The sequence below is a fragment of the Nitrospira sp. Nam80 genome, from assembly GCF_965152575.1.
Genome location: NZ_OZ224216.1, coordinates 1,896,908 through 1,918,589 on the forward strand (window position 1 = coordinate 1,896,908; position 21,682 = coordinate 1,918,589).

A 21,682-nucleotide genomic window follows, 5' to 3' on the forward strand; every position below is an offset into this window, starting at 1 on the left:
TGGTGAGACGATGCTACGACTCGGACGTCCTCGCTGCAGCTTAAAACTCGGCGCCCGGCATGCCGCTTGGGGGGAGTTGTCTCGGAGCTGGTGTGGTCGCTCCTCTATGGGAACCCGCCGGATCGAGCTTCCGGCTGGACTGATCCGACCATCTCCGAGCGATTCGAACATGACCGATATTCCGGCCCTGAAGCTGGCGCTACGGCCGTTGCTTGGGGATCGGCCTCGCAGCTTCAGGGGGCGACCGGTGGTGCTGGTCCTGCCGGATCTGTGCATTCGGGTCACGCTTCTTGACATGCAGACGCTTCCCAAGGAAGCAGCCGCCCTTACTCGCCTCGTCCGCTGGCGATTGGAGAAGGAAGCGCTGTTCCCGATGGCGGGAACGAAGATCACGGTGCAAGTGGTCGGTCCGCGGACGGTCATGGTCGTCGCCATTCGAGACGCGGTGCTACAGCCTTATGAAACCCTCTGCGATGAGCTTGGATTGATCCCAGTCGAAGTGGACATCGCCAGTTTTCGTCTCTGTAATCTCTTCGCACCCTTCCTTTCCACCAAGGAGCCGGTGGTCTGGGTGAGCCTCTTAGACGGGGCGACGACGGTCATGATCTTGGAAGGAGGCCGACCGGTCTTGTGTCGGATCAAGCCGCAAGGGAATGTAGGCCAGGGCGATGTGCTTCAGGATCTCGCCCGCTCACTTGCTTATTACGCGAACGTCAAGCCGAATGCGGCTCCGCGACGGGTTGTCTGTCTTACCGAGGTGCAGGATGCCGATGTGACCGCGAAAATTGCCGAGAAGTTTGCGGTGGAGAGCATCGATCTGCGGACACAGTGCTACGCATGGCTGCCGAGGTGGGTGGAAGGTAGTGCAGCGACAGAAAGCCTGACGGCCCTAGCGGGGGTTCTGGGATGATGACCGCTAATCGTTTGTTTCGGATCAATCTCAGCACGACGGCCGGCTCCCATGTGACTCCCATGCGGGCCGGATTGATGGCCTCGGCAGTGTTGCTTCTGGGCGCCGGCACGCTGGACTACCGGCAGGTGGATTCACTTCGAGAGCAGGCCGCTGAGCTGGAGCAAGCGTTAGCGCGGGTTCGTGATATCGATCGGCGCGTGCAACTTCCGCAGCGCGCGGGAGGAACCCATGAGACCATGAAGACCAGTCCTCGGGATGTCGCGGTGATCAGCCAACTCATAGCAAGGAGCGCATTTTCTTGGACCCAATTTCTCGGCGACCTGGAAGGAGTCGTCCCCGCGGGTGTGTCGATCCAGAATCTTCGGCTCGATACGAAGAATTCCACCATCGTCATTTCGGCGACGGCGCTCAACATGAAAGAGCTTACCCACTTCATCGTCAAGTTAAGCGAGCATCAAGCATTTCAGGAGGCGGCATTGCAGCAACATCGGAGCCGTGACAATGAGGTGGAGTTTGCCATGACGGTCAAATACAACCCGGCGGAGGATTGATGAGCATATTGGGTCTCTCCGTGCGTCATCAGCGCCTCTATGCCCCTGTGCTTCTGTGGCTGGTGATCGATCTGTTGTTGGGCCTGGCCTTTGCCGGCATTCATGTCGTATGGGTCGAACCGGCCCGCGAGGAATTCGCTCGGCTGGAGGCGGACTGGGTCACGACCAGGCAACAGCGTTTTCAAGCACTGGAGGCCCAGTGGATGAAAAGGGATCTCGATCAGATTTTGACCCAATTGCCTGGGCGTCAGGATTTCCTGCAATTTCCGTTGGCTATTTCGGAAGAAGCCAAAAAACACCAAGTGAACTTGTCGAGCCTCTCTTACAGCGTCGAAAAGACAGTCCCGAGCATGGTGAGGAAAGCGATGTTAAGCGGGCCAATGACGGGTCGCTACGGCGATATTCGGCGCTTCATCGCCCATCTGGAAGCGTCCGACCAGCTTCTGTTCATTGAGGATCTGGATGTGGCTCGCTCAGCCCGCCAGCAGAAACAGGTGAACCAAGACGAGTTGGTGACGGTGAATCTCAAGTTGGCGACATATGTGAAAGAGCGGGCCTGAGGTCCGCAAGCATTCGGAGGCGCACCTCTGATGAAGGGCGTGACCAAACTCCAAATATTGCTCATGCTCACTGTGGCGTGGGTGGCGCTCATCGTTTGGGTGCTCGGTGATGCGCCTTCGGACTCCGTCCCCCTCAAGTATGTGTCTGGACAGCGCATTGGACAGACTGGAGGGAAAGGTGAACGGGCAATGAATAAGATCATGGGCATTGAGCAGTTAGAGAAGCGGAAGCGTCACGCTGAGAAGCCTGTGGTCGCGAAGAATATTTTCGCATCCGTGCGCCGTGAGACCGGAACGCTTGCGGCGCAGGCGTCAGCCTCCGGTGATCCCCCTGTCCGTACGTCGCGCCGACTGGCCGCCCGTGAGATGACTCAAGCGAAAGAGGATTCGCAACCGTCCGCTGAGGACAACGCTCGAGAGTTTGGCCGGCAAGAAATCGCCGCGTTCCGCTACGTTGGGTATCTGCACCGCGATGGAAAGGAGGAGGCCGTCCTTTCACGAGGAGCCGAACTCCATATTGTGAAACCGGGCGACATGATTGATGGAAAGGTTCGCGTCAAGGCGATCGCTCCCCTTCGTATTATTCTCATGGAGAACGCCGGTGAGGTTGAACAGGCTTTGCCGCTTGAAGGGGAAAGTTTGTGAGCTGCAATTATGGACATCGTGATCTGCTGCGTAACGATCGAGGCAGCATCTATCTTCTCATGATGATGGTCGTTGTACTGATGGGCATCAGCCTGTCGGCTGTAGCCAAGCAGTGGAAGATGGTGGTTCAGCGGGAGAAGGAGGCTGAACTCATGGCGCGCGGTATCGAAATCCAATCGGCAATTTTATCCTACTCGACCGCTATGAAAAAAGCTCGAATCACAAAGAGCCAGTATTTCCCCATGTCGCTTAAGGATCTGGTCAACCCGCCAAGCCCCTTCAAGCCGTTTCTGCGAAAGCTGTATACGGATCCCATGACTGGTGGGGAATGGGACTACTTTCGTGATTCCTATGGGCGTATTATGGGCGTGAAAAGTCGAAGTACGGCTAGACCTATTAAACTACATAACTTTCCACTTGCGATCCAGCATTTTGAAGGGCAGATTCGTTACAGCAACTGGATTTTCATGACGGTGTCCAGTGCGCCGGTCCTTTCAACGGGATCAATAGGGATTCCCCGCCTACAGCCGCCAACGCGAAGATAGTTTGCGGGTGTGCCAAGGTCCGACCGGTCCGCTGGAGTTGCCGCCGGTATGAAGCCTGTGCCGAAGCGGTCCCAGAGGCGTTCGGGCTGAGTGCCTCCATCGTCTCGTGGCGCTTCATTTCGGCCAGCGCCCAGCAGGTGAAAGCTGCGCGAGCGCCGCTTGGAGCAGGACGAGGTGGTCGTGCTCTTCCTCGATGGCAAGACCTTCGCGGAGGATCGCATGCTGCTCGCATTGGGCGTCCTGCGGACGGGCGAAAAGAAGCTGCTGGGGTTCGTCCAGACCGCCACAGAGAACGAAGCCGGTGTGCGCGGAGTTTTTCCGCATCGTTGTGCGGCGCGCGCTGCGCACGGACCAGGAGTTGCTCTGTGTCATTGATGGGGCCAAGGGGTACCGCAAGGCGATTCAGACCGTGTTGGGCCGACAGGCGGCGGTGCAACGCTGTTAGTGGCATAAACGGGAGAACGGCGTGGCCTATTTGCCGAAAGGCCAACAGGTCACCTGGCGTCAGTCACAGCGGCTGCAGCAAGCCTACGAGCGCTCGACGTATGCCGAAGCCCGGGCCGCCTTGCGGCACCAGCGCCGCGAACTGGGAACGCTCAACGCTCAATCAGTCGACCCAGCGGTGCTTCTGATCGGACGTGCGCCAGCGGCCCACCCTGTCCGTCAACTGTCGAAACTGCACATCCAGCGACTCCAAACAGTTGGTCGTCTTGAGGCTGCGCCCCAAGAGAGCGAACACCCCCAGGTGATGCAGCGTCAACGTCTCGTCCATGCCTTCGTCCAAGCTGGCCGCCGCCATTCGCCGTCGCCGTGAACGTCAGCGTGGCGTTCTGGCCTGGTGCCGTCGTCGTGATCGTCACCGGGAGGAGTTACGTGAGGACGAATACGGCGTCTGGGTCCACGTGATGTGATGACGGGTCTACCTTGGCTGAGCAGACCGGCACGCCGAGACGTTGGCGGGCAAGCTCAGAAAGTGCTCCAGCACCCATCCTTCCCTACAACCTTCCTCTGGTATGCACCCACTGTAGCTGAATCAGTCCTCCAGTTTGGAAGTTAACTCCTCCATCGCAAAGACCAAACATTCTGGTAACGTTATTTCCTTACCATAACCATAGCAGTCTTTGAAAACACGGTTGGCGAGAAGAAGACGAAAGGCTTGAGCATGTGCCTATTCGGGTGGAGTGGTGTTCTCACTCTCCTGCTTGTTCTTATGCTGACGTGGATAGGATGCTGGCTCTCGCAATCCGGAACAGAGTGATAGATAGACCCTCAACCGTGCTCGCTTCACCGTCATGTGGCAATCCTTAACGCAATCTCACCAAGGAGCACGACCCCATTAGGGGCTGTGACACGATCCGTCGTATGTTCTCAAATCTCGACACCCCAGGCACACGCCTGCGTCCCAGTCGCGTTCTTCGTGTTCTCCTTGCCACGCATCATCGATCGGTGCGGAAAGGAATACGGCGTCTCCTGGAAGACTGGCAAGATATTGAAATTGTCGGTGAAGCGAGCACTGGGATAGCCGCGGTGACGTATGCCCAAACGCTCAAACCGACCGTCATCATCATGGCCATCGACATGCCCAATATCGATGGTATTCAGGCCACTCGGCTCATTGCCCGACACCATCCGTCGGTGACTATCATCGGGCTGTCTGATGAGAAAAAGAAGAAAATCTTCCACCAGGCCTTCCTAGAGGCTGGCGCGACCGTCATTTTGAACCAGGAGACAGCTATCGATGAACTCTATTGGACGCTCATTACCGTCTGTCCCACATGGGGCCGAACCAATTTGGCGTGAACACCACCGCGGCCGTACTGACGATTGCCTCCGAGCGGGGGATGATTACACATAAGAAACGAGTTGGTGATGTGTTTGCAATTGCCCTGGGGGAGAAATCCCAGGGCCTAAGGAGATGATGTAATGGCTTGTCAAGAACTGGCCCCAGGGTTTAGGTCGTGGTTATGAGAAGAAGCGGCTTGCAGGATGTAGCTCAGGACAGGCGATCGGCGATCGGTCCATGGTCGAGGTCGGGGTGGGAACGGCGTTCGGGAAGCCTGTGAGTGACGGGAGGGGTGACGACGCAGCCGTGAACGTGGCGAGTTTCTCAGCCGGGGTGAGGCCGTTGAGGGCCATAGAGAAGCGCTCGTGGTTGTAGCGGTGTTCCCAGGTGAGTAAGGCCTCGGCCGCCGGCGCGAAGCCGGCGAACGCCGACCGACTCCAAAATTCCTCCTCATCAACACGATGGCTGCGTTCGACTTTGCCGTTCTGCTCGGGACACCGCGGCGTGATGTAACGCAGTCGCATCCCTGCCTGTTGAACCGTCAGTGCAAAGGCGAGCGGAAATTCGGTGCCGTTGTCGACCTGTAGTTTCCGGATGGAAAACGGGAGTGCGGTCTGGAGCGTGGTAAAGAACATGTGGCTAGTCTGCTGATTTTTCCGGGGATAGAGACGGAGGATCCGATAGCGGGTGCAGTCATCGATGGCGGTGTATTGGAAACTGTCAGGGGTCATCCAATAATCCCCAGGTGTGGTCATTGAATTCTCCCCACCCATCCTAACGAAGGAGGAGAGAGATGGGACTTGACGAGACGGGAGCGTCGACGATCATGCGCGTCCAGGACCAACTTGGGGAGGCGTGCATGGTGGATCAGGAGCGGTGGGCGGAGATCCGACGGTTGTTTCATGAGGAACGGGTATCCATTTCGGAGATCGGGCGGCGGTTGGACCTGGATCGCAAGACCGTGCGTCGCAGTGTCCGGCAGACGACGTGGCAGCCCTATCGCCGGGTGGCGGTCGCCGAGACACTCTTGACCGCCCATGCCGACTTTGTGCGGGCCCGCGCCCCGCAGGTCAATTACTCCGCACGGATTCTCTACCAGGAGCTGCGGGCGAGCCGGAGCTACACCGGCAGTTACGAGACGGTCAAGCGGTGTGTGGCACCACTGCGTGAGGTGCAGATGCAAGCGGAGCGGGCCCTGCTGCGCTTTGAGACGCCGCCAGGGCAGCAAAGTCAGATTGATTGGGGGCAAGCGTTGGTCCCCTTTCGCGCCGGCGCCTCGGTCGTGCACGTGTTCGTGCTCACCTTAGGCTTCAGCCGACGCGGGTTCTATTACGCCTGTGCTGACGAGCGACTCGCGCAGTTTCTCGAGGCCCACGAGCGGGCCTTTGCCCATTTCGGCGGGCATACCCGTGAGCATCTGTATGACCGGCCGCGGACAGTCTGCTATGCGGATGACACCGGACGGCGCCTCTGGAATCCGACCTTCAAAGCGTTTGCCGACTACTGGGGCTTCGAGCCGCGGGTGTGTCGGCCCTACCGCGCACAGACCAAGGGCAAAGTCGAATCGGGCGTGAAGTATGTGAAGCGGAACTTCCTGCCGGGGCGGACGTTCGTCGATGTCGTCGACTTCCAAGCCCAGCTCGACGAATGGAATGCGACGATTGCCGACCGTCGCTTGCATGGGACCACACATGAGCCGCCGATCACGCGGTTCGAGCGGGAGCGCGGGCAATTGGTGCCGTTGGCAGGGCAGCGCAGCTTCCAGCAGGAAGCGCGCGTCTCGCCATCGTGGCCGAAGACTATCTCGTCAGCCTGGACACGAACCGCTACTCCGTGCCCTTCCGGCTCATCGGCCAGCGAGTCGAGGTACAGCGACGGGGCGAGATGGTGCACATCTTCCATCGCGACCGCGAGGTCGCCAGCCATCCCGTCCTCGCTGGCACCCACCAATTCCGCATCCTGCCAGAACACGGCCCTGGGGCCATCGCGCGCATCGCACGCCAGCGCCGGTCGACACGAGGCGAGTCGGCCCCATGGGCGGCGGTCCTGCCGGAGGTCGAGATCCGGGATTTGGCCTGCTACGAGACGCTGTGCGGACGCGTGAACGCGCACGAGGTGCAGCCATGAACCCCGCCCAGCTCGAACGACTCCGCGAACAGTTGACGCGCTTGCGGCTTTTCACAAGCCGCGAACGACTCGACGCGCTCTTACAGGAGGCCGCGGCGAAGGACCTCTCGTATGCGGACTTCCTCGACCAGGTGCTCAGTGAAGAAGTCGCCGCCAAGGCCGAAAAGAACATTACCATGCGCACCAGTCTCGCGCGGTTTCCGTTTGTGAAGAGTCTGGACGCCTTCGACTTCGCGTACCAACCCTCCTTGGATAAGAAGCAGATTCAGCAGGTGGCGACCTGTCATTTCATCGAACACGGCGAGAATCTCGTGATCCTGGGACCGCCCGGCGTGGGCAAAAGCCACCTGGCCATTGGGCTAGGACTCAAAGCCATTGCGCAGGGCTACCGGGTCTTGTTCACGACGGCGGCCGCCATGATTGCCACGCTCACCCGGGCGCTCACGGAGAATCGGCTGGAGGACAAGTTGAAGCTCTACACCATCCCGCGGTTACTGATTATTGATGAAATCGGCTATCTGCCGATTGACCGCACTGGAGCCAACTTGTTTTTCCAGCTCATCTCGCGCCGCTACGAGAAAGGGCCGATGATTCTCACCAGCAATCAGAGCTTCGGCGCCTGGGGGGAGGTGTTTGGCGATCGGGTGCTGGCCACCGCCATCCTGGATCGGGTCCTGCACCACGCCATCACGATCAATATCCGCGGCCATTCCTACCGCCTGAAGGAGAAGCTCAAAGCCGGCTTGGTGCGACCCGAAGAAGCCACAACCACAACCTAACTGGGTGGGGACTTTTCGATGACCATAACTGGGGAAATTTGGGTGACCCTTGACAAAACACTTGGTGCCGGCCACTTTGACTTCTTTGACGTCCACCTGGACACAGTCTCCAGGCCGCTCGCGACTGAAGAGCGTGAGTTGCCGAGGACGCCGTGAGGGTTTGCGGCGGAGCGACGGGTAGCCGAGCCGATGGCAGATGCGGCGAATCGTCGCAGCGGCGACCCGGAGCCGATGGACGCGCTCGAGCCAAATGCGGGTGCGGACGGCCCCGTACTCGAGGTCGCGGCGGGCGTGCTCGATCAACGCCACGGTCGAATCGGCAATGCGGCGTGCCCGGATCGGGGGATAGCGCGGGACCAGGCCCGCGAGGCCGGCAGCCTGCCAGCGGCGACGCCAAGCGCGAACCGTCTTTCGATCCAAGCCAAACCGCCGAGCCGCTCCTTTGATTCCATGGTCCGTGGCATAGTGCACGATGGCGAGACGGCTCTTGACGGTGTGGTGATAGCGTTTCGCGATCTTCAGCGTCGTCAGTTCCTTGGTCGTGATCGTCGGCATGCGGTCCCTCCTTCAGATGGCCTGCGACTCTATCGCAGTGGAGGGGCCCATTCTCAACAAGATATTTCAACATTTCTATCTTGGTCAAAGCGGACATTATCATTTTGCGATTACAGCGGTCTGGAAGGCCCGCTGCTAGTCAATTTAGCGAATCATGGCAGCTTGTATCGCTCCCTGGCGGTTCACGGTATTCGGACGTGTGAGGTAGCCAAGCGATGAGCCGGGACGGCCCGCGAGGCGCACCCCGGCAAGCAGAAGGCTACAGGTAGGTCACTGGGAGAACCCTTCCCACCTGCCTGTTATTTTGAGGGCAGGCTGGAATGGACTAAGAGGGAGCACACCGAGCAACTGAAGGGTCAATAGGGACAGGACCACTAAAAAGACCATCGATAGTAGCCAAGTCCACCGCCTGAACTTTCGGTTGAGTAGGTCGGTGTTGCTGTATTCGTTCAAGAGGGGGTGGGTTAGTTCGGCATCCGGTGAGTACCTATTGCGAGATAAAGGCATGGGTCACTCTCCCATGACAAATCGTGTGAGAATTTCTAGGCCCGTAATAGATAAATGGACAGAACCATTAAAGCCAACAGAAGACTCATACGCGCCACCCATTTCACTCGCCGCTGCCTAACAGCCGCTTTATCAAATTGGTGAGTAGAGTATCGATGCATACCCATGCCCCGCATCTCTACGCCGGGCTATGCGGCAAAACGGTCGGGGCTCTCATGCATGCGTTCCAGTATACGGTTGCAATAGGAGGCGATGAGGTTGCGCTCATAACTGCTGAGAGGCGGATCGAAGAGGGGAGATGTTAAGAAGCGTTCAGAAGCGAGGATGAATGCCAGGGTTTCATCCCGAAACGTGTCCATAGTTGCTACTCCTGTGAATGGTACTCTCGGCTGAGAAGCGGCGTGGTAAGTGGCCTGCTGAGGGAAGCAGGAGGGAGGAGCGTTTCGGATGCCCGAATGAACGCCTGGATCTCAGGATACAAAAGAGCCTGCATGGTGGAGCCGCCTTCCTGGCAAAGTGGCGCGGTATCGCGGTTCTGAGGTGAGGTGCAAATGGACATGTTGGCGGAACCATACGCCTAATTACCCAGGTTATCAATCAGGGCATACCCGGTGTTCGTTGTCTGCCATGCAGATGAGCCAGATTCCTGCCATCCAAGACTAGGATTCTCAATTTCTCAACCCCTAAGGTGTGAGAAACGTGAGAATGTGAGAAACAGTATATCAATCAACCGGTTATACATTTCTCACTGATTTCTCCAATCTGACCGGTGAGAAACAGTGGCGCGGTATGGATAACTGAAAGGAGGTGAGTAGGCATATGATAGCTGGGACTTCAATAAGCCGATGTGCTGTGTGGGTTCAGTAGACGGGAGTTCGTTTGAAAAACGTGAGCTAGCTTATGGATTTTCACCAAAGGAGACCATTATTCGATGAAGCATCGCACGCCGATGAAGGCAATACGCGAGAAGTGCATTGATTGCTCAGGTGGACATTGAAGGAAGTGCGGGTGTGTCCAGTTCAACGGTGTCCCCTCTGGACATACCGGATGGGTCGGACACCGAAACAGGCCAGCGTTCAGGAGAATCAGTCATAACAATGGCCGATGAGACGCTACATCAGAGCAACCAGCCCGAGGATTCCGTACCTCGTAGGCTGGTAGGCGTGGATTATATAGCGAAGTATGTCGGTCTGTCGGTACATACGGTGTATACGATGGTGAGCCAGCGCCGAATCCCGTCCGTGAAGGTGGGAAGACTGACGAAATTTGATCTAAGAGCCGTAGATGCGTGGATCAAACGGCATACGGTCATGCCGATGCCTGAAAGGGACTGACAGAGAATGAAAGATGGAGAGGGCAGCTGAAGAGGCATCCCTCTCCATTGTTCGTCATAGGAAGCTTTTAGGGATAATGCCCATTTGCTGCAACACATACGCGGTTAATACGGCAACGGCTAGGATAGCACTGGCCAGCGCCATTTTTTTATATGGATCTCCTAATGAGTGCCCGGTTCTGTACCCGCTTGTTTTCTCCATAAAAGTGTTCTCCTGTTGAGTTGAACCGTTACGGAATACTCATAAGAAATATACCACTTGATTATGTGCTAGCTATTAAGCTAGCAAAGGCAATGCAGCTCTACACCAATTTGAGAAAATGGAGAGAGCGGCGAGGGTTAAGCCAGCGGGAATTGGCCGTGAAATCAGGCATTCACCACGTATCCATTGCCCGCATGGAACAGGGTCGGCTTGATCCTCAGCTCTCAACACTTCTCAAGCTGTGTACAGCGTTACAGATCAATCCCAATCAACTCATTGGTGTGGCGAAAGCGCCACGGAAAGGGGGGTAGGTCCTATGGGACTCACCAAACGAAAGGATAGCGACTATGTCGAGTTTCCGGTACTCGATGATGGCAAGACGTTGAGGCTTGCAACAGGAGTGGCCAGGGCTCGCCTGAAGCGATGGAAGGTCAGAAAGCCATTGATACCAAAACGAAAAAGCCACGCCAAGTGCCTATGACACCTGCTGTGAAGGCTGCGCTACAGGATCTGACTAAGGAGCGAAGCCTTGCCCATAAAAATGTTTTTGTCCGAGCAGGGCAGCCATACAACGTACGAGCCGGTAAGAACCGCGTTTAAAAAGGCGGAAAGCTGCTGGGATCGAAGATTTACGATTTCACGACTTGAGGCACTGTGCGGCTACAAACTTGCGGAGAGCCGGAATAGACACGACCCGACTCATTTTTTTCTATCTAGCACCGTAATAACACCTGCCGATTCTGGAGAGAGCGGGCAAGTCGCAAGTGCTTGATTAATGGAGCTGGCGAGAGGAATCGAACCTCCAACCGGCGGTTTACAAAACAACTCCATTTTTTCCACTACGTATAACGTGTGGAATCCCATAGAAACTATGCACATTCCATTGTAGGCTATAGAATGAACGGACGGGACACCATAACCCGAACTGGGACTTAATTCGGACCCAAACAGCGGAGGCAACGGCGGGCCTCATGAACTCGCCGGCGGCGTTTCCTGGCGCCGTGCCTCCGTCCTCTACCAGGACCGCACCAGGAGGCGGACATGGCCGATCGGTCACGAAGGCAAAAACATTTCCGGCCACCCGAGCCGCATTACTTTTTCACTTCCTTGTTTGTTCGCTTCCCGCCTGACAGGGTCACCGTTCCAACCGGACAGCCCCGAAAATTCCCTAAGCTTGACTTAGTGACAGACCTCAAGGATGGCAGCGATTTTTGGTTTGTGGAGCCAATCCTTGACGCGGAACGAAGGTATCGAGTTGAACATGACCCTCTGGCGCTGATCGAGGCGTTCGTGCACGCTGTGCGAGCCGGTGTATACCCTGACGTTAGTATCCTTCGAGAAATCGCGAATCGTTTTCGACTCTTCCTCGATGCCAAGGGAGCGAAAGATCTCGATTCGGCTTTCGGCTTGACCAATGGGCGTGGATCGTGGTCACCGTTTACGATGAAGGCTAATCAAAGCAAACAGCGTTGGCTTGCCAGGCAGATTTTTGCTCTCACAGCAGGGTTCAATTTCTCGATCGAAGAGGCGTCTGAGAGAGTAGCAGGCTTTTTGAAGAGGGATAATTCGGGTCGGAAATATACTGCTAAGAGTCTACAAGATCTCTACTCACGCCGTTGGAAAAAACAGTTCAAACTCGATGAATCGGATCCATCAAACCTCGATAACCCAAACAATACATTCGGGCCATGGACCCAGGCTTATCGCGATAGTTTCCTCCTGAGCTTCAGAAACCCCGATTTCGATGAATAAAGGTCCTGCCGTCGGTTCCTCAGTATAAAGGTCTGTAACCTTCATACATTGCGGCAAATTCGCCACCTCTGTATAGACTCCTGCGTATAACACAACGCGGGAGGTTCTACATGGACAAGACTGGAACGGCGGAGAAGTGGGATATGAAGGCTGACGAACTCGCCAGTTGCCTAAACTGCGGCAAGAGCACGGTGTACTACTTAGCTAAGAAAAACCGTATACCGTCAATTGTGATCGGCAAGCGAGGCCGCCGGTTCAACTATGGCGCAGCGGTTGAAGCGCTGAAGGCGAAATAAAAAAGGCCGCCCGGCAAGGCGGCCTCAAGCTGAAAGGAGTTTGTGGACAGTGCGAATCTTACAAAAATCCATCAAAAACCGCAAGGGCGCCGGCCATGAGTGGCGACTTTAATTGGCCGACCGCCCCGGACCCGGACCCACTCCCCCCAGGCAAGTACATCGCGGGCTATCTGCGATCGGATCTTGTCGAACGCTTCCCCGGTCGGCGCACAATCGACGTGGTCTTCAAGATCATTGAACCCTTGGACCAGGCCGGCAAGCGGGTGAAGCGATACTACTCTGTTCCCATGGATGAACCACCCGGCCTCGACTCCGATTATTACAAGGACTGGAAGCTGGCGAATGACGGTATCGCGCCGAAGCGGAATGATCGGATGAGCCCGCAGGTTTTCAAAGGGTATTGGTTTATCGAAGTGGGATTGACCAAACAGCGGGCGGTTCGCGATCGAGACAAGGGCGGGGTCCGGGCCCTTCAGGATGGCGAAGTCGGCCGACCTGTGGTGAAGAGCCTTCTGGAACGAATTGCGGGCGCCGCCGGCACTAGTAAGGGCCCGGAGGTTGCTGCCCTGACCCGAACTGACGTGAAGAATGAAAAAACAAGAACAGAAAAGAAAAGATAAGAAGAAGAGAGGTGATGCACTATCACTCTTATCAGGTAAGAGACCCATCTTCGATGCTGTGGACGTAGCGTTTCGCGTTCGGTTTGGCAAAATGTTTCGAACTTCGAGCGGACTCATTCCCCGCTCGAACGTCCGGCCACTGGTCGGGCGACTAGTCGGATAGCAGCATTCCCTGGGCCTGTGGCTTCGGCCTGGGCCTGGGGCCGACGGGGGATCTTCAACCAAGGGAGATAGACGGATGGGAAATTATCACTGCCGAAGATGCCTGCGATCGAAGGCTCGGGACTTCATGGTGCTCACGCGGTTTGGAAATCCGGACACGTTGTGCTTGGCATGTCAGGAATACGACGCCATGAAGCAAGAGGAATTTCGGAAGCAACGACAAGAAAGGAGCCAGCATGGTTGTTCGAACGAATCATGAATCCAGGCACGTGACTATCAGCGGCAGGGACGGCTCCGGCTGGTATGAAGTCACGCTGACATGGTCACAGGCCGCCAACTTGGCGAGTCTGCTGAATCAGGCATCACGAGAGATTGAGCCGGTTCTGAACTTCGGCCGCGTCTACCGGCCGGCGATCGAGCGCTAAATGATGCTCGAAGCTCGGCTTCCTGGCTATCGCCTTTGCCCTTGTGGCGGTCATGCTTTCCTTGGGGTGGCGATGAACAGGAAGCAGGGCCGCTCTCCAGCCGGGAGTAAAGGGAGATAATGAGCCCGGCTTCTGTCGGGTGGTGGGCATCCCCAAGGAGAGCGGCGGGATGAACCCCTATTGTCAGTCTAGGCCTTCTCTCAGCACTACGCCAGATCCAAGGTTGCCGGACCTAAGCAGAGTGAAAAAGAAGGAAAAAACAATGTGTTGCTTTGTGGGGCCGCGGCGATGAGTGAAGGCGTCTCCATCCGGCAAGCAGCCCGCCAGTTGAAGCGAAGCCCACACACCATCCGCCGATGGTTACGACAAGGCGCGCCGTACACCGACCGCGGAACCGGCACGAAAGGGCATGGCGCCAGAGTCGATCCTGAGGCTTTGGAGCAATGGTACGGCCGAACCCGCGGGCTGGCGGCCTGTCAGAACGGCGGATTCGACCTCGATCGGCTCGCGGCTTTCTTTCTAGAATTCCTGATCAAAGATGCCGGCCTCAGCCACCGGGCGCACGAAATGTTGGACATGGACCGAAAGCAGGCTGCTCGATATTTAATCCTGCTGTACCGATTTCTCTCGATCGAACTTTCCGGAGAAGAACCAGCTCCCGAGTTTTTTTCCGATTCAGTCAAGGCCCTGCTCACGATCGCGGACATGCGTAACCGCAATGGTAGAGTTGGCTCACGATAACTTTTTCGGGAGGATCTTCACATGATTTTGAAAAGCGTAGCGGAACGACAGGTCTCCGATCACCTCCACAAAGCGGCCACGTTGCAGGACGCCATTCTTGGCCTGAGTGACAGAGAGGTGAAGGAGTACAGTCTCTTCAGATTGATCCGGGCTATGGAATTCGGGCGGCAGAATTCTCACCATTTCGAGGAAGCCGCCTTCGAATTGGAGTGCTCGCGGGAAGTGGCAAAACGGCTCGGGCACGGCGACATCACCACGACTAGCAAATTTGTCCCGGCGGAAATCTTGAAGCGGCCGGTCGGTGCAGAAGCCGCAACCCGTGCGTTATCCACGCAGCCGGGTTCCAAGGGTGGCTACTTCGTTAACGTCGAAAATATGTCGTTCATCGATATTCTCCGGAATCGCTCTGTCGCGATGAAAATGGGCGCCACGGTGTTGTCTGAATTGGAGGGCAATGTCACTTTCCCGCGGCAGACCGGCAAGGCGTCTGTCACGTGGCAAACCGGCGATGGGACCAGCGTATCGGCCACCGATCAGGCGCTCGGCCAACTCTCCATGAGTCCCAAGACCGCAATCACGATCACGGATGTGAGCTTGCAATTGCTGAAGCAAACCTCCCGATCCGCTGAACAGTTCGTCATGGCCGACCTGGCAAAGACGATCGCCATTGATGGCGTCGATTATTGCGTGATCAACGGCACCGGAGGGGCGCAGCCATTGGGGATCAAGAACACCACGGGCGTGACCACCGGACAGGATGCGGCCTCTGCCACTTACGCGAAGATCCTGGCCTTTGTCTCTACGGCGGGCGCTCTCAATGCAGTCGGCGTCAATCCCGGCTTTGCCACAAATACGGCCGGCGCTTTGAAGCTGATGCAGGTGCAGCGGTTTACCAGCACGGATACCCCGCTCTGGACCGGCAACATGTTCGACGGGGAGCTCGTGGGCCTGCCGGCCATGTCGAGCGAGCAATTAGCGAGCGGCAATCTCATCTTCGGCTCTTGGGACGAAATCATTATTGCCGAATGGGGCGCGTTGCAACTTGACAGCGATGGCGGCGGGACTCGATTCAATTCACTCCAAGTCGGGATCCGGGCCATGTGGATGGTCGATGTATTGATTCGGCATCCGCAGTGCTTTGTCGTGAGTACGAATCTGTCATGAACTCTTGGGTTGTAACCTGGCGCCGGCCGGCTGTCACTCGGCCACCGATGCAGCAGAAGACACCGGTCAAACGTGTGGCGCTTCCCGAGTGGTTTGTGACGCGCGCAGAGCGATGGGTGACGCGATGGTAGAGGTAAACACATAAGCGGGGCGGGTTGGCCGGTCGGAGTCCGCCCCCACGTCGGCGCAAGCTGGCGTCCTTAAGCTCCGACCGGGTTCATCATGCAAATGAAACCGGCAGAATTCGCAGTTGGGGGTCGTGGGGTGAGGCGCGTAACTCGTGACATACCGACCTATCCCACGATCCGGCCGGGCGGTCTGGGGGTCGCTTCCTCCATGGGCGGCCTGCCAGACTGCGGGCTTTCCTGCTGGACAGAGGTTTGGGTCTGATGCTCGGCATCATACAGGGCAAGCAGCCTCCTAAAGTGTCGGTACTGGGCGCTGATCCAACTCGCTTTCTGCATAGAGCATCCACGCTCAATGAGATAATTCCGGATGGTTCGATGCTCCGTATTCAAACCTCTCCGGTGAAGGTACAGCGCGAGGTAATACAGCCGCTCCCAGTCGTCCTCTCCAAGGGTGGGGCGTGGGCACGTATCGGCAAACGCCGCCAACATGTCTTGTGCTGTATGGTCCATAGGGCGAACCAAATAACTGACGTGCGCAGTTTAAGCATGATATGGGGCCAATCAATCCTGGGAAAACCTCTGGTTAAACAGTACGAGACGACGCAAAAGGCTGGGGTCGGACGCGCAATGGCTCACACCAGGCGTTGGGGTCCTCCTGTGGATAAGTCGATCGAGCGGTTGGTGGGGGGCACCGTTTCGGTAGTCGATGAAGATTTTTTTAAGGTTGTCATGATCTTGTTGTTGTCGTCATGAAGCTGAATAAAAGCGAAGTCGCAAAAATCTACGGATTGACCCGTAACGCGATCAGCGACTGGACCATTGTGGGCTGTCCATACACACCGGGGCGGCCCGGACAGGAAGCACAATTCGACCTCGAGCGCGTGATTGCATGGCGGCGGGAACGACTCCGGCGGTGTTACAGCATTGACCGTGCTTTTATCTCGGAAGAGGTGCGACGGGCGCGACGGCGCGCACAGGCGATTCTGAAACGGAGGAGCAAGCGATGAGGAAGCCGGGGTTTTTGTCGGCATACGCTCGGCATGCGGGCATTAGCCCGCAGGCCATGGTGAAGCTGCTGCGCAAGGCAGGCATCGATTATTACAAGCCGTTCAAGTGGGATGAAGTCGACGAAATGTTAGACGGTGCCAGGCATCCCGGCCGCGATCATTTACGGCGCAGACGTGTCCGGTATGACCTGTAGGAGCTCCCATGGCTGAACTCGATAGGCGATTACTCCGGCGGATGAATCGGCCCGTACCATTCACCCTCATAATTCGCGATCGCACACAATTGGAATCGGCCGCTGTCAAAATCCCATGCCTTCAGAACTCCATTCTTCCATGGATCGAACACGTTCAAGACCACCGTCTTTTCATCGGACCGAAACCAATACCAGCCGACCGACGAAGACCCTAATCGGCTTCATTACCTTCGGGGCAATAGTCTAGGTTAGCCCATCCTGATCCTTGTTTCTTAACGAACCTGAACTTGACGACATGCGACTTCTGAAACACGTCAGCGTAGTGCACTTCTCCCCAGATGTACAAGCGTAATTCCTCATTCGGATCTTCAATCGCCATGTCAAACGCGGTCCGCGACCACATAGTGGTGCACCGGGTAATCAAGGGAATAACGGCACCAGGCGGAACATAAAGACTATGCGCCATTGTCGACTCGGACGGTGGTCCATATTCTTTCGGCTCACGACCGATGGTGATCTGGACATTTGTCCAGTGTGTCAATTTCATCGCCGGTGTTTGACCCACATTCCTTAATAACAAATGAATGGAGAGCCTATCGGTATCGGATTCACCACCGCGAAGTGGGTGATCATCTCCATCAACGGTGATGTAGGCCCGCAATTGCTGTTCGGCAGTGTTACGGCTAACACCAATACTATCCCTTGCTGCCTCAGCAGCGTCCTTAGCCGCATTCGCTTGAACTTCAACCGCGAGCAATGTTCGCCAAATTACATATAGGCCAACAACCGCCACAAGGACTTGTGCCCATCCTGACCAATCAATATTGCAAACCAATTTCTTTACCGTTCCGGTTTTTTCTTCTCGCGGTACTTCAAAGAAACGTAGACGGACTCAATGAAGAGGAGTCACAGAGCGTGATAGGCATTTTTTACATTGCACAGGATAGGATGCCTTTCCTTTCTCCTCTGCTTCACCTTTTTCGAACACGTCTATGTCAAACTCGAAACCACATGCAGTGCATCGAAAGTAGCGCCTAATCATTTCTGCCCCTCACTGTAGTCGTTCAATGAACATGGACCACAAATGTTCCGCTCCACCCTCTGGTGACATTTCGTGTCGATGACTACGCATAGAAGGCTCTAGAGTCATCGTATATCCGTCATTTTCGATACTTAGCATCTCATTGCAGGATGTCCCTGATTCATCGGATGAGTATGCTATACCCTGGCCGAAACTATTTCTGTCAGAGAGCCAGATTCTGCAAAAGGATTGCTTCACTCCATGCCGGTATACCGTAGCTTTGAATCGACTACCTTCTCTTTTGAAGCTTGTTTCAATCTCCGGATTTCTGGCCTTCAGCTCATTTAGTGAACCCTCAAAATAATTTGAAACGTATTCAAAGGTTTCCGACAGAAACAAATCCTTGTCACGATCTGTAAACATTCGTTTAATGCGAAGATTACTACTTCGATGAAATGGCTTTACCCCAGGGGAAACTGACTGTGGATGCTGGCCGATTGATACTGGTTCATGGCATTTATCCATATTATCAATGGCGCTGCGGAGATCATCTACAATCTCCATATAGGCGTCATCCTGATGTGCATATTTAGAAACAGGCTTACCGTCCCTAGGAGTCGCACGAAGTTTTCCAAGCTGTGAATTTTTCCAGTCGCAAGGATGGACGATAACAGGGATAACCCGAGCTTCGTTTTTATGGTGACGTTCCAAGGCCCTGGACATTTCTCGTTCAGAACAGTAGTCAGAAGCTAGGAAGTCACTGCTCACCAATAATAGAATGATCCTAGCTTTCTCGAGACGTTCGTCAATTTCATCATCAAATGTCTGACCAGCGACGATTCTACGATCATGCCATGTCGCTATTAATCCTTGCCGTTTGAGGGTCGAAAGATGTTTCTCTAACTTGTTCCTATATGCCTCATCTTCATGCGAATACGAGAAAAAGACATCCACCATTTTTCACTTCCCCTGCTTCGGTAGCAGTCCCTTCTTCTCCAGGTCCTGCAGCTTCACAGAGATCAGATCGATTACAAGTTCTTTAACAGTCTTGTGCTCGAGTGCCGCGGCCATCTTGAGCCGAAAGAACATATCTCGTGGAATGTCGCGGATATTTAATGCAGCCGGTTTGTCGGCGGAGCTCTTTGGTGCCATTGAAGCGCGATAGTAACACAAAGTTGTGACTGTAGCGATGCCTATTGACACCACTTTGCGTATATTGATACCCTTCTAGAAATGTTACATACCTACAACACGTGAGGTGCTTATGAAAATGACCCGCTTGAATATCCAATTACCCGTAAAGCTCAAGGCAAAGCTCGACGCCTTGAAGGCGCAAGGCACTACAGCGGCCGGCCTGATCCGGCATTTGCTCACTCAGCATTTCAACCAAGCCCCAACAGGGCGGAAAGGACGGTGACACCCCATGGCCAAGCAGTATGTGCGCTATGTCTTATGCGATCGGAACCATCCCGATAATGAACTTGATGATTTTGGGCCGTTGCATGCCGTTGGGATGTTGCATCGAAGCCTTGGCGCTGCCTTGCTGGCTGAGAAGGTCTATCTTGAGACCATGCCCGACTCCTTTATCGCGAAAGTCACTTATGAACGGCTCACACCCGCGAAGAAAGGACGGTGAACCCTTGATTCAGTCCATGATTCGCTATCAAGTTTGCGACGATTCTGACTTAGAGCCGGGCATGCCACCGTTCAATGTTACCGGTGACGCGACGATGTTTGACGATATCGACGAAGCTTTAATGGAATTGGATGAACTACGCTTCCGTTACCCGAACACCTATCTGGCCAAGGTTACTTATGAACGTGTGCAGACCTCGCATTAACCCAAGAAAGGCGGTGACCCATGGAGGAAGAGATCACCATCAAATGTTCAAGAAACACGATCAAAATCTGCCAAGATGAAATGAGTTACGCGCAGACGGAACTTGAGTCTGTCATCGCGCTGGCCGACACCTTAGCGGCCATGACGGCAAGACGGACCGGCCCGTTGCACGGGTTAGCGCTCCTGCTCTGTGAACATCTCGGGTATCTCAAGAACAATGCAGACTGTGCGGCTGGCCTCTTAGACAAATTCGCTACTGTGCCAACTCCCAAGCCGACCGAAACATTGCACGCGGTCTAACACGAAAAAGGACGGTGAACCGATGGCACGAAAAGGCCGAGTGGATCGGGGGCTTCGCAGTCGGACAGACGCAGCGGGAAAGGTGGTCTGGTATGTGCGCCTTTTTCATCAAGGCCGTGAACGGCTCTTCGGCTCCTTTCGCACGAAGACGGAGGCGCGGGAGTTCTACCATAAGGCGAAGGATCAACAACGGCAGGGCATTTTCTTTCCGGAGACCTACCAGCAACGGGCGGCGGAACCAGTTCAAGCGATCCTTGATGACTACATGGTGACGACGGCCGGCAAGCGCTCGGTGAAACGAGAGCGGGAATTTGCGCGATGGTGGGGCAACTGGTTCAAGGGGCAACGCACTCCAGCCTTGCAGGCGGCGACGATCGAACGGGCCCGGCTGGAACTCGCCAAGGGCCTCCGCTATGCCGACGGGAAAGAAACGATCGGCGCCCCGCGAGCAGGTGCTACGATTAACCGCTATACCGATTGGCTCAGGCATGTGTTCAACTGGGCGGTGAAACAGAAGCGGATCCGGGAGAATCCTGTCCTGGCAATCGAACGCAAGCCGGAAGATGAGGCCCCCATCTACCAATACTCCCTCGAACAGGAAGCACGGCTGATCGAACAATTGAACGAGGAAGAGGTTGACCTATTGCGATTGGCGATTCTGACCGGACTTCGACAAGGGAATCAATTCACCATGCGCAAGGACCAAGTGAACCTGGGGATGGGGGTAATTTTGATCCCGCGCACGAAAAACCGAAAGCCGCGGATCGTCCACTTGTCGGAAGAGACCAAGGAAATCCTGCGGCGGCAAATGGCTCGGCATCTCGAATCGCCGTGGGTGTTCCCCGGTACACGATGCCGACAAAGGCCCCTAGATGCCCGATGGTGGTATCGAACACAGTTCAAGCCGGCCTGCCGTCGGGCCGGCATCCCTGTTCACGATATACGCCAATTATGGCATGCAGCGAGGCATACGTTCGGCAGTCGGCTGGCGGGTCTTCAGTACAAAGAGAAGGCCATCATGGATGCCGGAGGATGGACCAGTAGCCAGGCAGCACAGCGGTACTTACACCTGCACGATTCAGCGATGAAGGAGGCGGCGGAACGGTTGTCAGCCATGAAACCAAACGGAACTGGGACAAGAACCGGACAAGAGAGTTTGGAGGTAGGGGAGAGTGGGGCGCAAGTGCTTGATTAATGGAGCTGGCGAGAGGAATCGAACCTCCAACCGGCGGTTTACAAAACCGCTGCTCTGCCGATTGAGCTACGCCAGCCCGGTCGCCGTTGCGATGAGGTAGAATCGAGCGAAACCCTATCAACTCTGCTCCAAGAGTGTCAAGCAAACCGCTCTCTTTGCAGGCCTGTCGGATCGATTCGACGATGGCCTTCCTGTGAGACGGTCCTCGGTGAGCAATTCCTCGCGTCCTCTCACTATTTGGCAACGGCCGGAGAAGGTAAGATCCGTTCATCCGGACCAGGCGAGAAAGGCCTCGAGCCAGTCATTACTTAAATACCAGGAGGCTGCCAAGAACGAG

Annotated in this window: 30 protein-coding genes, 1 tRNA gene and 4 pseudogenes; 26 read left to right on the forward strand and 9 right to left on the reverse strand. The window is 55.8% G+C overall.

Features of this window, described 5'->3' with window-relative positions:
- Positions 1 to 169: 169 nt before the first annotated feature.
- From ACWGXE_RS08925 to ACWGXE_RS08950, 6 genes and pseudogenes are all read left to right on the forward strand, one after another.
- A complete protein-coding gene (locus ACWGXE_RS08925) occupies positions 170 to 910 on the forward strand; it encodes a hypothetical protein (RefSeq protein WP_447603013.1) in 741 nt (246 codons plus the stop codon).
- Positions 907 to 1,464, forward strand: a complete 558-nt coding sequence (locus tag ACWGXE_RS08930) for a PilN domain-containing protein (RefSeq protein ID WP_447603014.1) — start codon at positions 907 to 909, stop codon at positions 1,462 to 1,464. The genes ACWGXE_RS08925 and ACWGXE_RS08930 overlap by 4 nt, the downstream gene beginning before the upstream one ends.
- Positions 1,464 to 2,024 (forward strand): type 4a pilus biogenesis protein PilO, encoded by a 561-nt coding sequence (gene pilO / locus ACWGXE_RS08935; RefSeq protein WP_447603016.1) that lies wholly within the window; start codon positions 1,464 to 1,466, stop codon positions 2,022 to 2,024. The genes ACWGXE_RS08930 and pilO overlap by 1 nt, the downstream gene beginning before the upstream one ends.
- Positions 2,025 to 2,054: 30 nt before the next feature.
- On the forward strand, positions 2,055 to 2,669 hold the full coding sequence (locus tag ACWGXE_RS08940; protein WP_447603017.1) for a hypothetical protein: 615 nt from the start codon (positions 2,055 to 2,057) through the stop codon (positions 2,667 to 2,669).
- Complete coding sequence (locus ACWGXE_RS08945; protein ID WP_447603018.1) at positions 2,666 to 3,214, forward strand: type II secretion system protein; 549 nt, start codon at positions 2,666 to 2,668, stop codon at positions 3,212 to 3,214. The genes ACWGXE_RS08940 and ACWGXE_RS08945 overlap by 4 nt, the downstream gene beginning before the upstream one ends.
- Positions 3,215 to 3,249: 35 nt before the next feature.
- A pseudogene (locus tag ACWGXE_RS08950) lies at positions 3,250 to 3,827 on the forward strand (transposase); the annotation flags it as partial.
- Here ACWGXE_RS08950 and ACWGXE_RS08955 read toward each other — a convergent pair.
- Positions 3,828 to 4,010 (reverse strand): annotated as a pseudogene (locus tag ACWGXE_RS08955) (IS256 family transposase); the annotation flags it as partial.
- Between the two features lie 566 nt (positions 4,011 to 4,576).
- Here ACWGXE_RS08955 and ACWGXE_RS08960 point away from each other — a divergent pair.
- The gene (locus tag ACWGXE_RS08960) at positions 4,577 to 5,014 is read left to right on the forward strand and encodes a response regulator (protein ID WP_447603020.1); all 438 of its coding nucleotides are present in this window, start codon (positions 4,577 to 4,579) and stop codon (positions 5,012 to 5,014) included.
- 162 nt (positions 5,015 to 5,176) lie between these two features.
- Here ACWGXE_RS08960 and ACWGXE_RS08965 read toward each other — a convergent pair whose 3' ends face one another.
- The gene (locus ACWGXE_RS08965; protein ID WP_447603022.1) at positions 5,177 to 5,752 is read right to left on the reverse strand and encodes an integrase core domain-containing protein; all 576 of its coding nucleotides are present in this window, start codon (positions 5,750 to 5,752) and stop codon (positions 5,177 to 5,179) included.
- Between the two features lie 104 nt (positions 5,753 to 5,856).
- Here ACWGXE_RS08965 and istA point away from each other — a divergent pair.
- From istA to istB, 3 genes and pseudogenes are all read left to right on the forward strand, one after another.
- A pseudogene (gene istA, locus ACWGXE_RS08970) lies at positions 5,857 to 6,684 on the forward strand (IS21 family transposase); the annotation flags it as partial.
- A gap of 101 nt (positions 6,685 to 6,785) precedes the next feature.
- Positions 6,786 to 7,124: a Mu transposase domain-containing protein gene (locus ACWGXE_RS08975; RefSeq protein WP_447603793.1), complete on the forward strand. Its 339-nt coding sequence runs from the start codon at positions 6,786 to 6,788 to the stop codon at positions 7,122 to 7,124.
- Positions 7,121 to 7,903 (forward strand): IS21-like element helper ATPase IstB, encoded by a 783-nt coding sequence (istB, locus tag ACWGXE_RS08980; protein ID WP_447599474.1) that lies wholly within the window; start codon positions 7,121 to 7,123, stop codon positions 7,901 to 7,903. The genes ACWGXE_RS08975 and istB overlap by 4 nt, the downstream gene beginning before the upstream one ends.
- Positions 7,904 to 8,284: 381 nt before the next feature.
- Here istB and ACWGXE_RS08985 read toward each other — a convergent pair.
- Together ACWGXE_RS08985 and ACWGXE_RS08990 are read right to left on the reverse strand one after the other, a co-directional pair.
- Positions 8,285 to 8,458 (reverse strand): annotated as a pseudogene (locus ACWGXE_RS08985) (helix-turn-helix domain-containing protein); the annotation flags it as partial.
- Between the two features lie 695 nt (positions 8,459 to 9,153).
- Positions 9,154 to 9,324 carry a hypothetical protein gene (locus ACWGXE_RS08990; RefSeq protein ID WP_447603024.1) on the reverse strand — a complete coding sequence of 57 codons (171 nt, stop codon included), beginning with the start codon at positions 9,322 to 9,324 and terminating at the stop codon, positions 9,154 to 9,156.
- 855 nt (positions 9,325 to 10,179) lie between these two features.
- On the opposite strand from ACWGXE_RS08990, the gene ACWGXE_RS08995 reads away from it, so the two are divergent.
- The 9 genes from ACWGXE_RS08995 (at position 10,180) to ACWGXE_RS09035 (ending at position 15,660) form a co-directional block, all read left to right on the forward strand.
- The gene (locus ACWGXE_RS08995) at positions 10,180 to 10,299 is read left to right on the forward strand and encodes a hypothetical protein (RefSeq protein WP_447603914.1); all 120 of its coding nucleotides are present in this window, start codon (positions 10,180 to 10,182) and stop codon (positions 10,297 to 10,299) included.
- Positions 10,300 to 10,592: 293 nt separating this feature from the next.
- The gene (locus ACWGXE_RS09000; RefSeq protein WP_447603025.1) at positions 10,593 to 10,811 is read left to right on the forward strand and encodes a helix-turn-helix domain-containing protein; all 219 of its coding nucleotides are present in this window, start codon (positions 10,593 to 10,595) and stop codon (positions 10,809 to 10,811) included.
- A gap of 333 nt (positions 10,812 to 11,144) precedes the next feature.
- Positions 11,145 to 11,225, forward strand: a complete 81-nt coding sequence (locus ACWGXE_RS09005) for a hypothetical protein (RefSeq protein WP_447603915.1) — start codon at positions 11,145 to 11,147, stop codon at positions 11,223 to 11,225.
- A gap of 316 nt (positions 11,226 to 11,541) precedes the next feature.
- A complete protein-coding gene (locus ACWGXE_RS09010) occupies positions 11,542 to 12,252 on the forward strand; it encodes a hypothetical protein (RefSeq protein ID WP_447603027.1) in 711 nt (236 codons plus the stop codon).
- 110 nt (positions 12,253 to 12,362) lie between these two features.
- On the forward strand, positions 12,363 to 12,548 hold the full coding sequence (locus ACWGXE_RS09015) for an excisionase family DNA-binding protein (protein ID WP_447603029.1): 186 nt from the start codon (positions 12,363 to 12,365) through the stop codon (positions 12,546 to 12,548).
- Positions 12,549 to 12,643: 95 nt separating this feature from the next.
- On the forward strand, positions 12,644 to 13,168 hold the full coding sequence (locus ACWGXE_RS09020; protein WP_447603031.1) for a hypothetical protein: 525 nt from the start codon (positions 12,644 to 12,646) through the stop codon (positions 13,166 to 13,168).
- A 398-nt stretch (positions 13,169 to 13,566) separates the two neighbouring features.
- Positions 13,567 to 13,755 carry a hypothetical protein gene (locus ACWGXE_RS09025; protein WP_447603033.1) on the forward strand — a complete coding sequence of 63 codons (189 nt, stop codon included), beginning with the start codon at positions 13,567 to 13,569 and terminating at the stop codon, positions 13,753 to 13,755.
- A gap of 288 nt (positions 13,756 to 14,043) precedes the next feature.
- Entirely contained in the window at positions 14,044 to 14,496 is a 453-nt protein-coding gene (locus ACWGXE_RS09030) for a hypothetical protein (protein ID WP_447603035.1), read from the forward strand.
- Between the two features lie 21 nt (positions 14,497 to 14,517).
- Positions 14,518 to 15,660 carry a phage major capsid protein gene (locus tag ACWGXE_RS09035; RefSeq protein WP_447603037.1) on the forward strand — a complete coding sequence of 381 codons (1,143 nt, stop codon included), beginning with the start codon at positions 14,518 to 14,520 and terminating at the stop codon, positions 15,658 to 15,660.
- Between the two features lie 293 nt (positions 15,661 to 15,953).
- On the opposite strand, the gene ACWGXE_RS09040 is transcribed toward ACWGXE_RS09035, so the two are convergent.
- Complete coding sequence (locus ACWGXE_RS09040) at positions 15,954 to 16,298, reverse strand: hypothetical protein (protein ID WP_447603039.1); 345 nt, start codon at positions 16,296 to 16,298, stop codon at positions 15,954 to 15,956.
- Between the two features lie 239 nt (positions 16,299 to 16,537).
- On the opposite strand from ACWGXE_RS09040, the gene ACWGXE_RS09045 reads away from it, so the two are divergent.
- Positions 16,538 to 16,795 (forward strand): hypothetical protein, encoded by a 258-nt coding sequence (locus ACWGXE_RS09045; RefSeq protein ID WP_447603041.1) that lies wholly within the window; start codon positions 16,538 to 16,540, stop codon positions 16,793 to 16,795.
- Positions 16,792 to 16,989: a hypothetical protein gene (locus ACWGXE_RS09050; protein ID WP_447603043.1), complete on the forward strand. Its 198-nt coding sequence runs from the start codon at positions 16,792 to 16,794 to the stop codon at positions 16,987 to 16,989. Before ACWGXE_RS09045 ends, ACWGXE_RS09050 begins: the two co-directional genes overlap by 4 nt.
- 211 nt (positions 16,990 to 17,200) lie before the next feature.
- Here the strand turns inward: ACWGXE_RS09050 and ACWGXE_RS09055 are convergent, their stop codons facing one another.
- The 3 genes from ACWGXE_RS09055 to ACWGXE_RS09065 form a co-directional block, all read right to left on the reverse strand.
- Positions 17,201 to 17,782, reverse strand: coding sequence for a hypothetical protein (locus ACWGXE_RS09055; RefSeq protein WP_447603044.1), 582 nt, complete (start codon positions 17,780 to 17,782; stop codon positions 17,201 to 17,203).
- Between the two features lie 258 nt (positions 17,783 to 18,040).
- Positions 18,041 to 18,967 (reverse strand): toll/interleukin-1 receptor domain-containing protein, encoded by a 927-nt coding sequence (locus tag ACWGXE_RS09060; RefSeq protein WP_447603046.1) that lies wholly within the window; start codon positions 18,965 to 18,967, stop codon positions 18,041 to 18,043.
- Between the two features lie 3 nt (positions 18,968 to 18,970).
- Entirely contained in the window at positions 18,971 to 19,162 is a 192-nt protein-coding gene (locus ACWGXE_RS09065) for a hypothetical protein (RefSeq protein WP_447603048.1), read from the reverse strand.
- A 112-nt stretch (positions 19,163 to 19,274) separates the two neighbouring features.
- On the opposite strand from ACWGXE_RS09065, the gene ACWGXE_RS09070 reads away from it, so the two are divergent.
- From ACWGXE_RS09070 to ACWGXE_RS09090, 5 genes are read left to right on the forward strand one after another with little or no spacing between them, the layout of a single operon-like run.
- Positions 19,275 to 19,427 carry a hypothetical protein gene (locus tag ACWGXE_RS09070; RefSeq protein WP_447603050.1) on the forward strand — a complete coding sequence of 51 codons (153 nt, stop codon included), beginning with the start codon at positions 19,275 to 19,277 and terminating at the stop codon, positions 19,425 to 19,427.
- A 6-nt stretch (positions 19,428 to 19,433) separates the two neighbouring features.
- Positions 19,434 to 19,646, forward strand: a complete 213-nt coding sequence (locus ACWGXE_RS09075; RefSeq protein WP_447603051.1) for a hypothetical protein — start codon at positions 19,434 to 19,436, stop codon at positions 19,644 to 19,646.
- A 16-nt stretch (positions 19,647 to 19,662) separates the two neighbouring features.
- Positions 19,663 to 19,851 (forward strand): hypothetical protein, encoded by a 189-nt coding sequence (locus tag ACWGXE_RS09080; RefSeq protein WP_447603053.1) that lies wholly within the window; start codon positions 19,663 to 19,665, stop codon positions 19,849 to 19,851.
- Positions 19,852 to 19,871: 20 nt separating this feature from the next.
- Entirely contained in the window at positions 19,872 to 20,150 is a 279-nt protein-coding gene (locus ACWGXE_RS09085) for a hypothetical protein (RefSeq protein WP_447603055.1), read from the forward strand.
- A 22-nt stretch (positions 20,151 to 20,172) separates the two neighbouring features.
- Positions 20,173 to 21,345, forward strand: a complete 1,173-nt coding sequence (locus ACWGXE_RS09090) for a tyrosine-type recombinase/integrase (protein WP_447603056.1) — start codon at positions 20,173 to 20,175, stop codon at positions 21,343 to 21,345.
- Here the strand turns inward: ACWGXE_RS09090 and ACWGXE_RS09095 are convergent.
- Positions 21,346 to 21,421, reverse strand: a tRNA-Thr gene (locus ACWGXE_RS09095).
- Positions 21,422 to 21,682 lie beyond the last annotated feature (261 nt).

Excerpts from the sequence above, each read along its gene's own strand:
- ACWGXE_RS09050 (WP_447603043.1), top strand. The coding sequence starts at position 16,792 with ATGAGGAAGCCGGGGTTTTTGTCGGCATACGCTCGGCATGCGGGCATT.
- ACWGXE_RS09020 (WP_447603031.1), top strand. The coding sequence starts at position 12,644 with ATGAGTGGCGACTTTAATTGGCCGACCGCCCCGGACCCGGACCCACTC.
- ACWGXE_RS09090 (WP_447603056.1), top strand. The coding sequence starts at position 20,173 with ATGGCACGAAAAGGCCGAGTGGATCGGGGGCTTCGCAGTCGGACAGAC.
- ACWGXE_RS09010 (WP_447603027.1), top strand. The coding sequence starts at position 11,542 with ATGGCCGATCGGTCACGAAGGCAAAAACATTTCCGGCCACCCGAGCCG.
- ACWGXE_RS09080 (WP_447603053.1), top strand. The coding sequence starts at position 19,663 with ATGATTCGCTATCAAGTTTGCGACGATTCTGACTTAGAGCCGGGCATG.
- ACWGXE_RS09025 (WP_447603033.1), top strand. The coding sequence starts at position 13,567 with ATGGTTGTTCGAACGAATCATGAATCCAGGCACGTGACTATCAGCGGC.
- ACWGXE_RS09075 (WP_447603051.1), top strand. The coding sequence starts at position 19,434 with ATGGCCAAGCAGTATGTGCGCTATGTCTTATGCGATCGGAACCATCCC.
- ACWGXE_RS09000 (WP_447603025.1), top strand. The coding sequence starts at position 10,593 with ATGCAGCTCTACACCAATTTGAGAAAATGGAGAGAGCGGCGAGGGTTA.
- ACWGXE_RS08995 (WP_447603914.1), top strand. The coding sequence starts at position 10,180 with ATGGTGAGCCAGCGCCGAATCCCGTCCGTGAAGGTGGGAAGACTGACG.
- ACWGXE_RS08960 (WP_447603020.1), top strand. The coding sequence starts at position 4,577 with ATGTTCTCAAATCTCGACACCCCAGGCACACGCCTGCGTCCCAGTCGC.
- ACWGXE_RS09060 (WP_447603046.1), bottom strand. The coding sequence starts at position 18,967 with ATGGTGGATGTCTTTTTCTCGTATTCGCATGAAGATGAGGCATATAGG.
- ACWGXE_RS08940 (WP_447603017.1), top strand. The coding sequence starts at position 2,055 with ATGAAGGGCGTGACCAAACTCCAAATATTGCTCATGCTCACTGTGGCG.
- istB (WP_447599474.1), top strand. The coding sequence starts at position 7,121 with ATGAACCCCGCCCAGCTCGAACGACTCCGCGAACAGTTGACGCGCTTG.
- ACWGXE_RS09035 (WP_447603037.1), top strand. The coding sequence starts at position 14,518 with ATGATTTTGAAAAGCGTAGCGGAACGACAGGTCTCCGATCACCTCCAC.
- ACWGXE_RS09070 (WP_447603050.1), top strand. The coding sequence starts at position 19,275 with ATGAAAATGACCCGCTTGAATATCCAATTACCCGTAAAGCTCAAGGCA.
- ACWGXE_RS09015 (WP_447603029.1), top strand. The coding sequence starts at position 12,363 with ATGGACAAGACTGGAACGGCGGAGAAGTGGGATATGAAGGCTGACGAA.
- ACWGXE_RS09065 (WP_447603048.1), bottom strand. The coding sequence starts at position 19,162 with ATGGCACCAAAGAGCTCCGCCGACAAACCGGCTGCATTAAATATCCGC.
- ACWGXE_RS09040 (WP_447603039.1), bottom strand. The coding sequence starts at position 16,298 with ATGGACCATACAGCACAAGACATGTTGGCGGCGTTTGCCGATACGTGC.
- ACWGXE_RS08990 (WP_447603024.1), bottom strand. The coding sequence starts at position 9,324 with ATGGACACGTTTCGGGATGAAACCCTGGCATTCATCCTCGCTTCTGAA.
- pilO (WP_447603016.1), top strand. The coding sequence starts at position 1,464 with ATGAGCATATTGGGTCTCTCCGTGCGTCATCAGCGCCTCTATGCCCCT.
- ACWGXE_RS08965 (WP_447603022.1), bottom strand. The coding sequence starts at position 5,752 with ATGACCACACCTGGGGATTATTGGATGACCCCTGACAGTTTCCAATAC.
- ACWGXE_RS09045 (WP_447603041.1), top strand. The coding sequence starts at position 16,538 with ATGAAGCTGAATAAAAGCGAAGTCGCAAAAATCTACGGATTGACCCGT.
- ACWGXE_RS09030 (WP_447603035.1), top strand. The coding sequence starts at position 14,044 with ATGAGTGAAGGCGTCTCCATCCGGCAAGCAGCCCGCCAGTTGAAGCGA.
- ACWGXE_RS08930 (WP_447603014.1), top strand. The coding sequence starts at position 907 with ATGATGACCGCTAATCGTTTGTTTCGGATCAATCTCAGCACGACGGCC.
- ACWGXE_RS09085 (WP_447603055.1), top strand. The coding sequence starts at position 19,872 with ATGGAGGAAGAGATCACCATCAAATGTTCAAGAAACACGATCAAAATC.
- ACWGXE_RS08925 (WP_447603013.1), top strand. The coding sequence starts at position 170 with ATGACCGATATTCCGGCCCTGAAGCTGGCGCTACGGCCGTTGCTTGGG.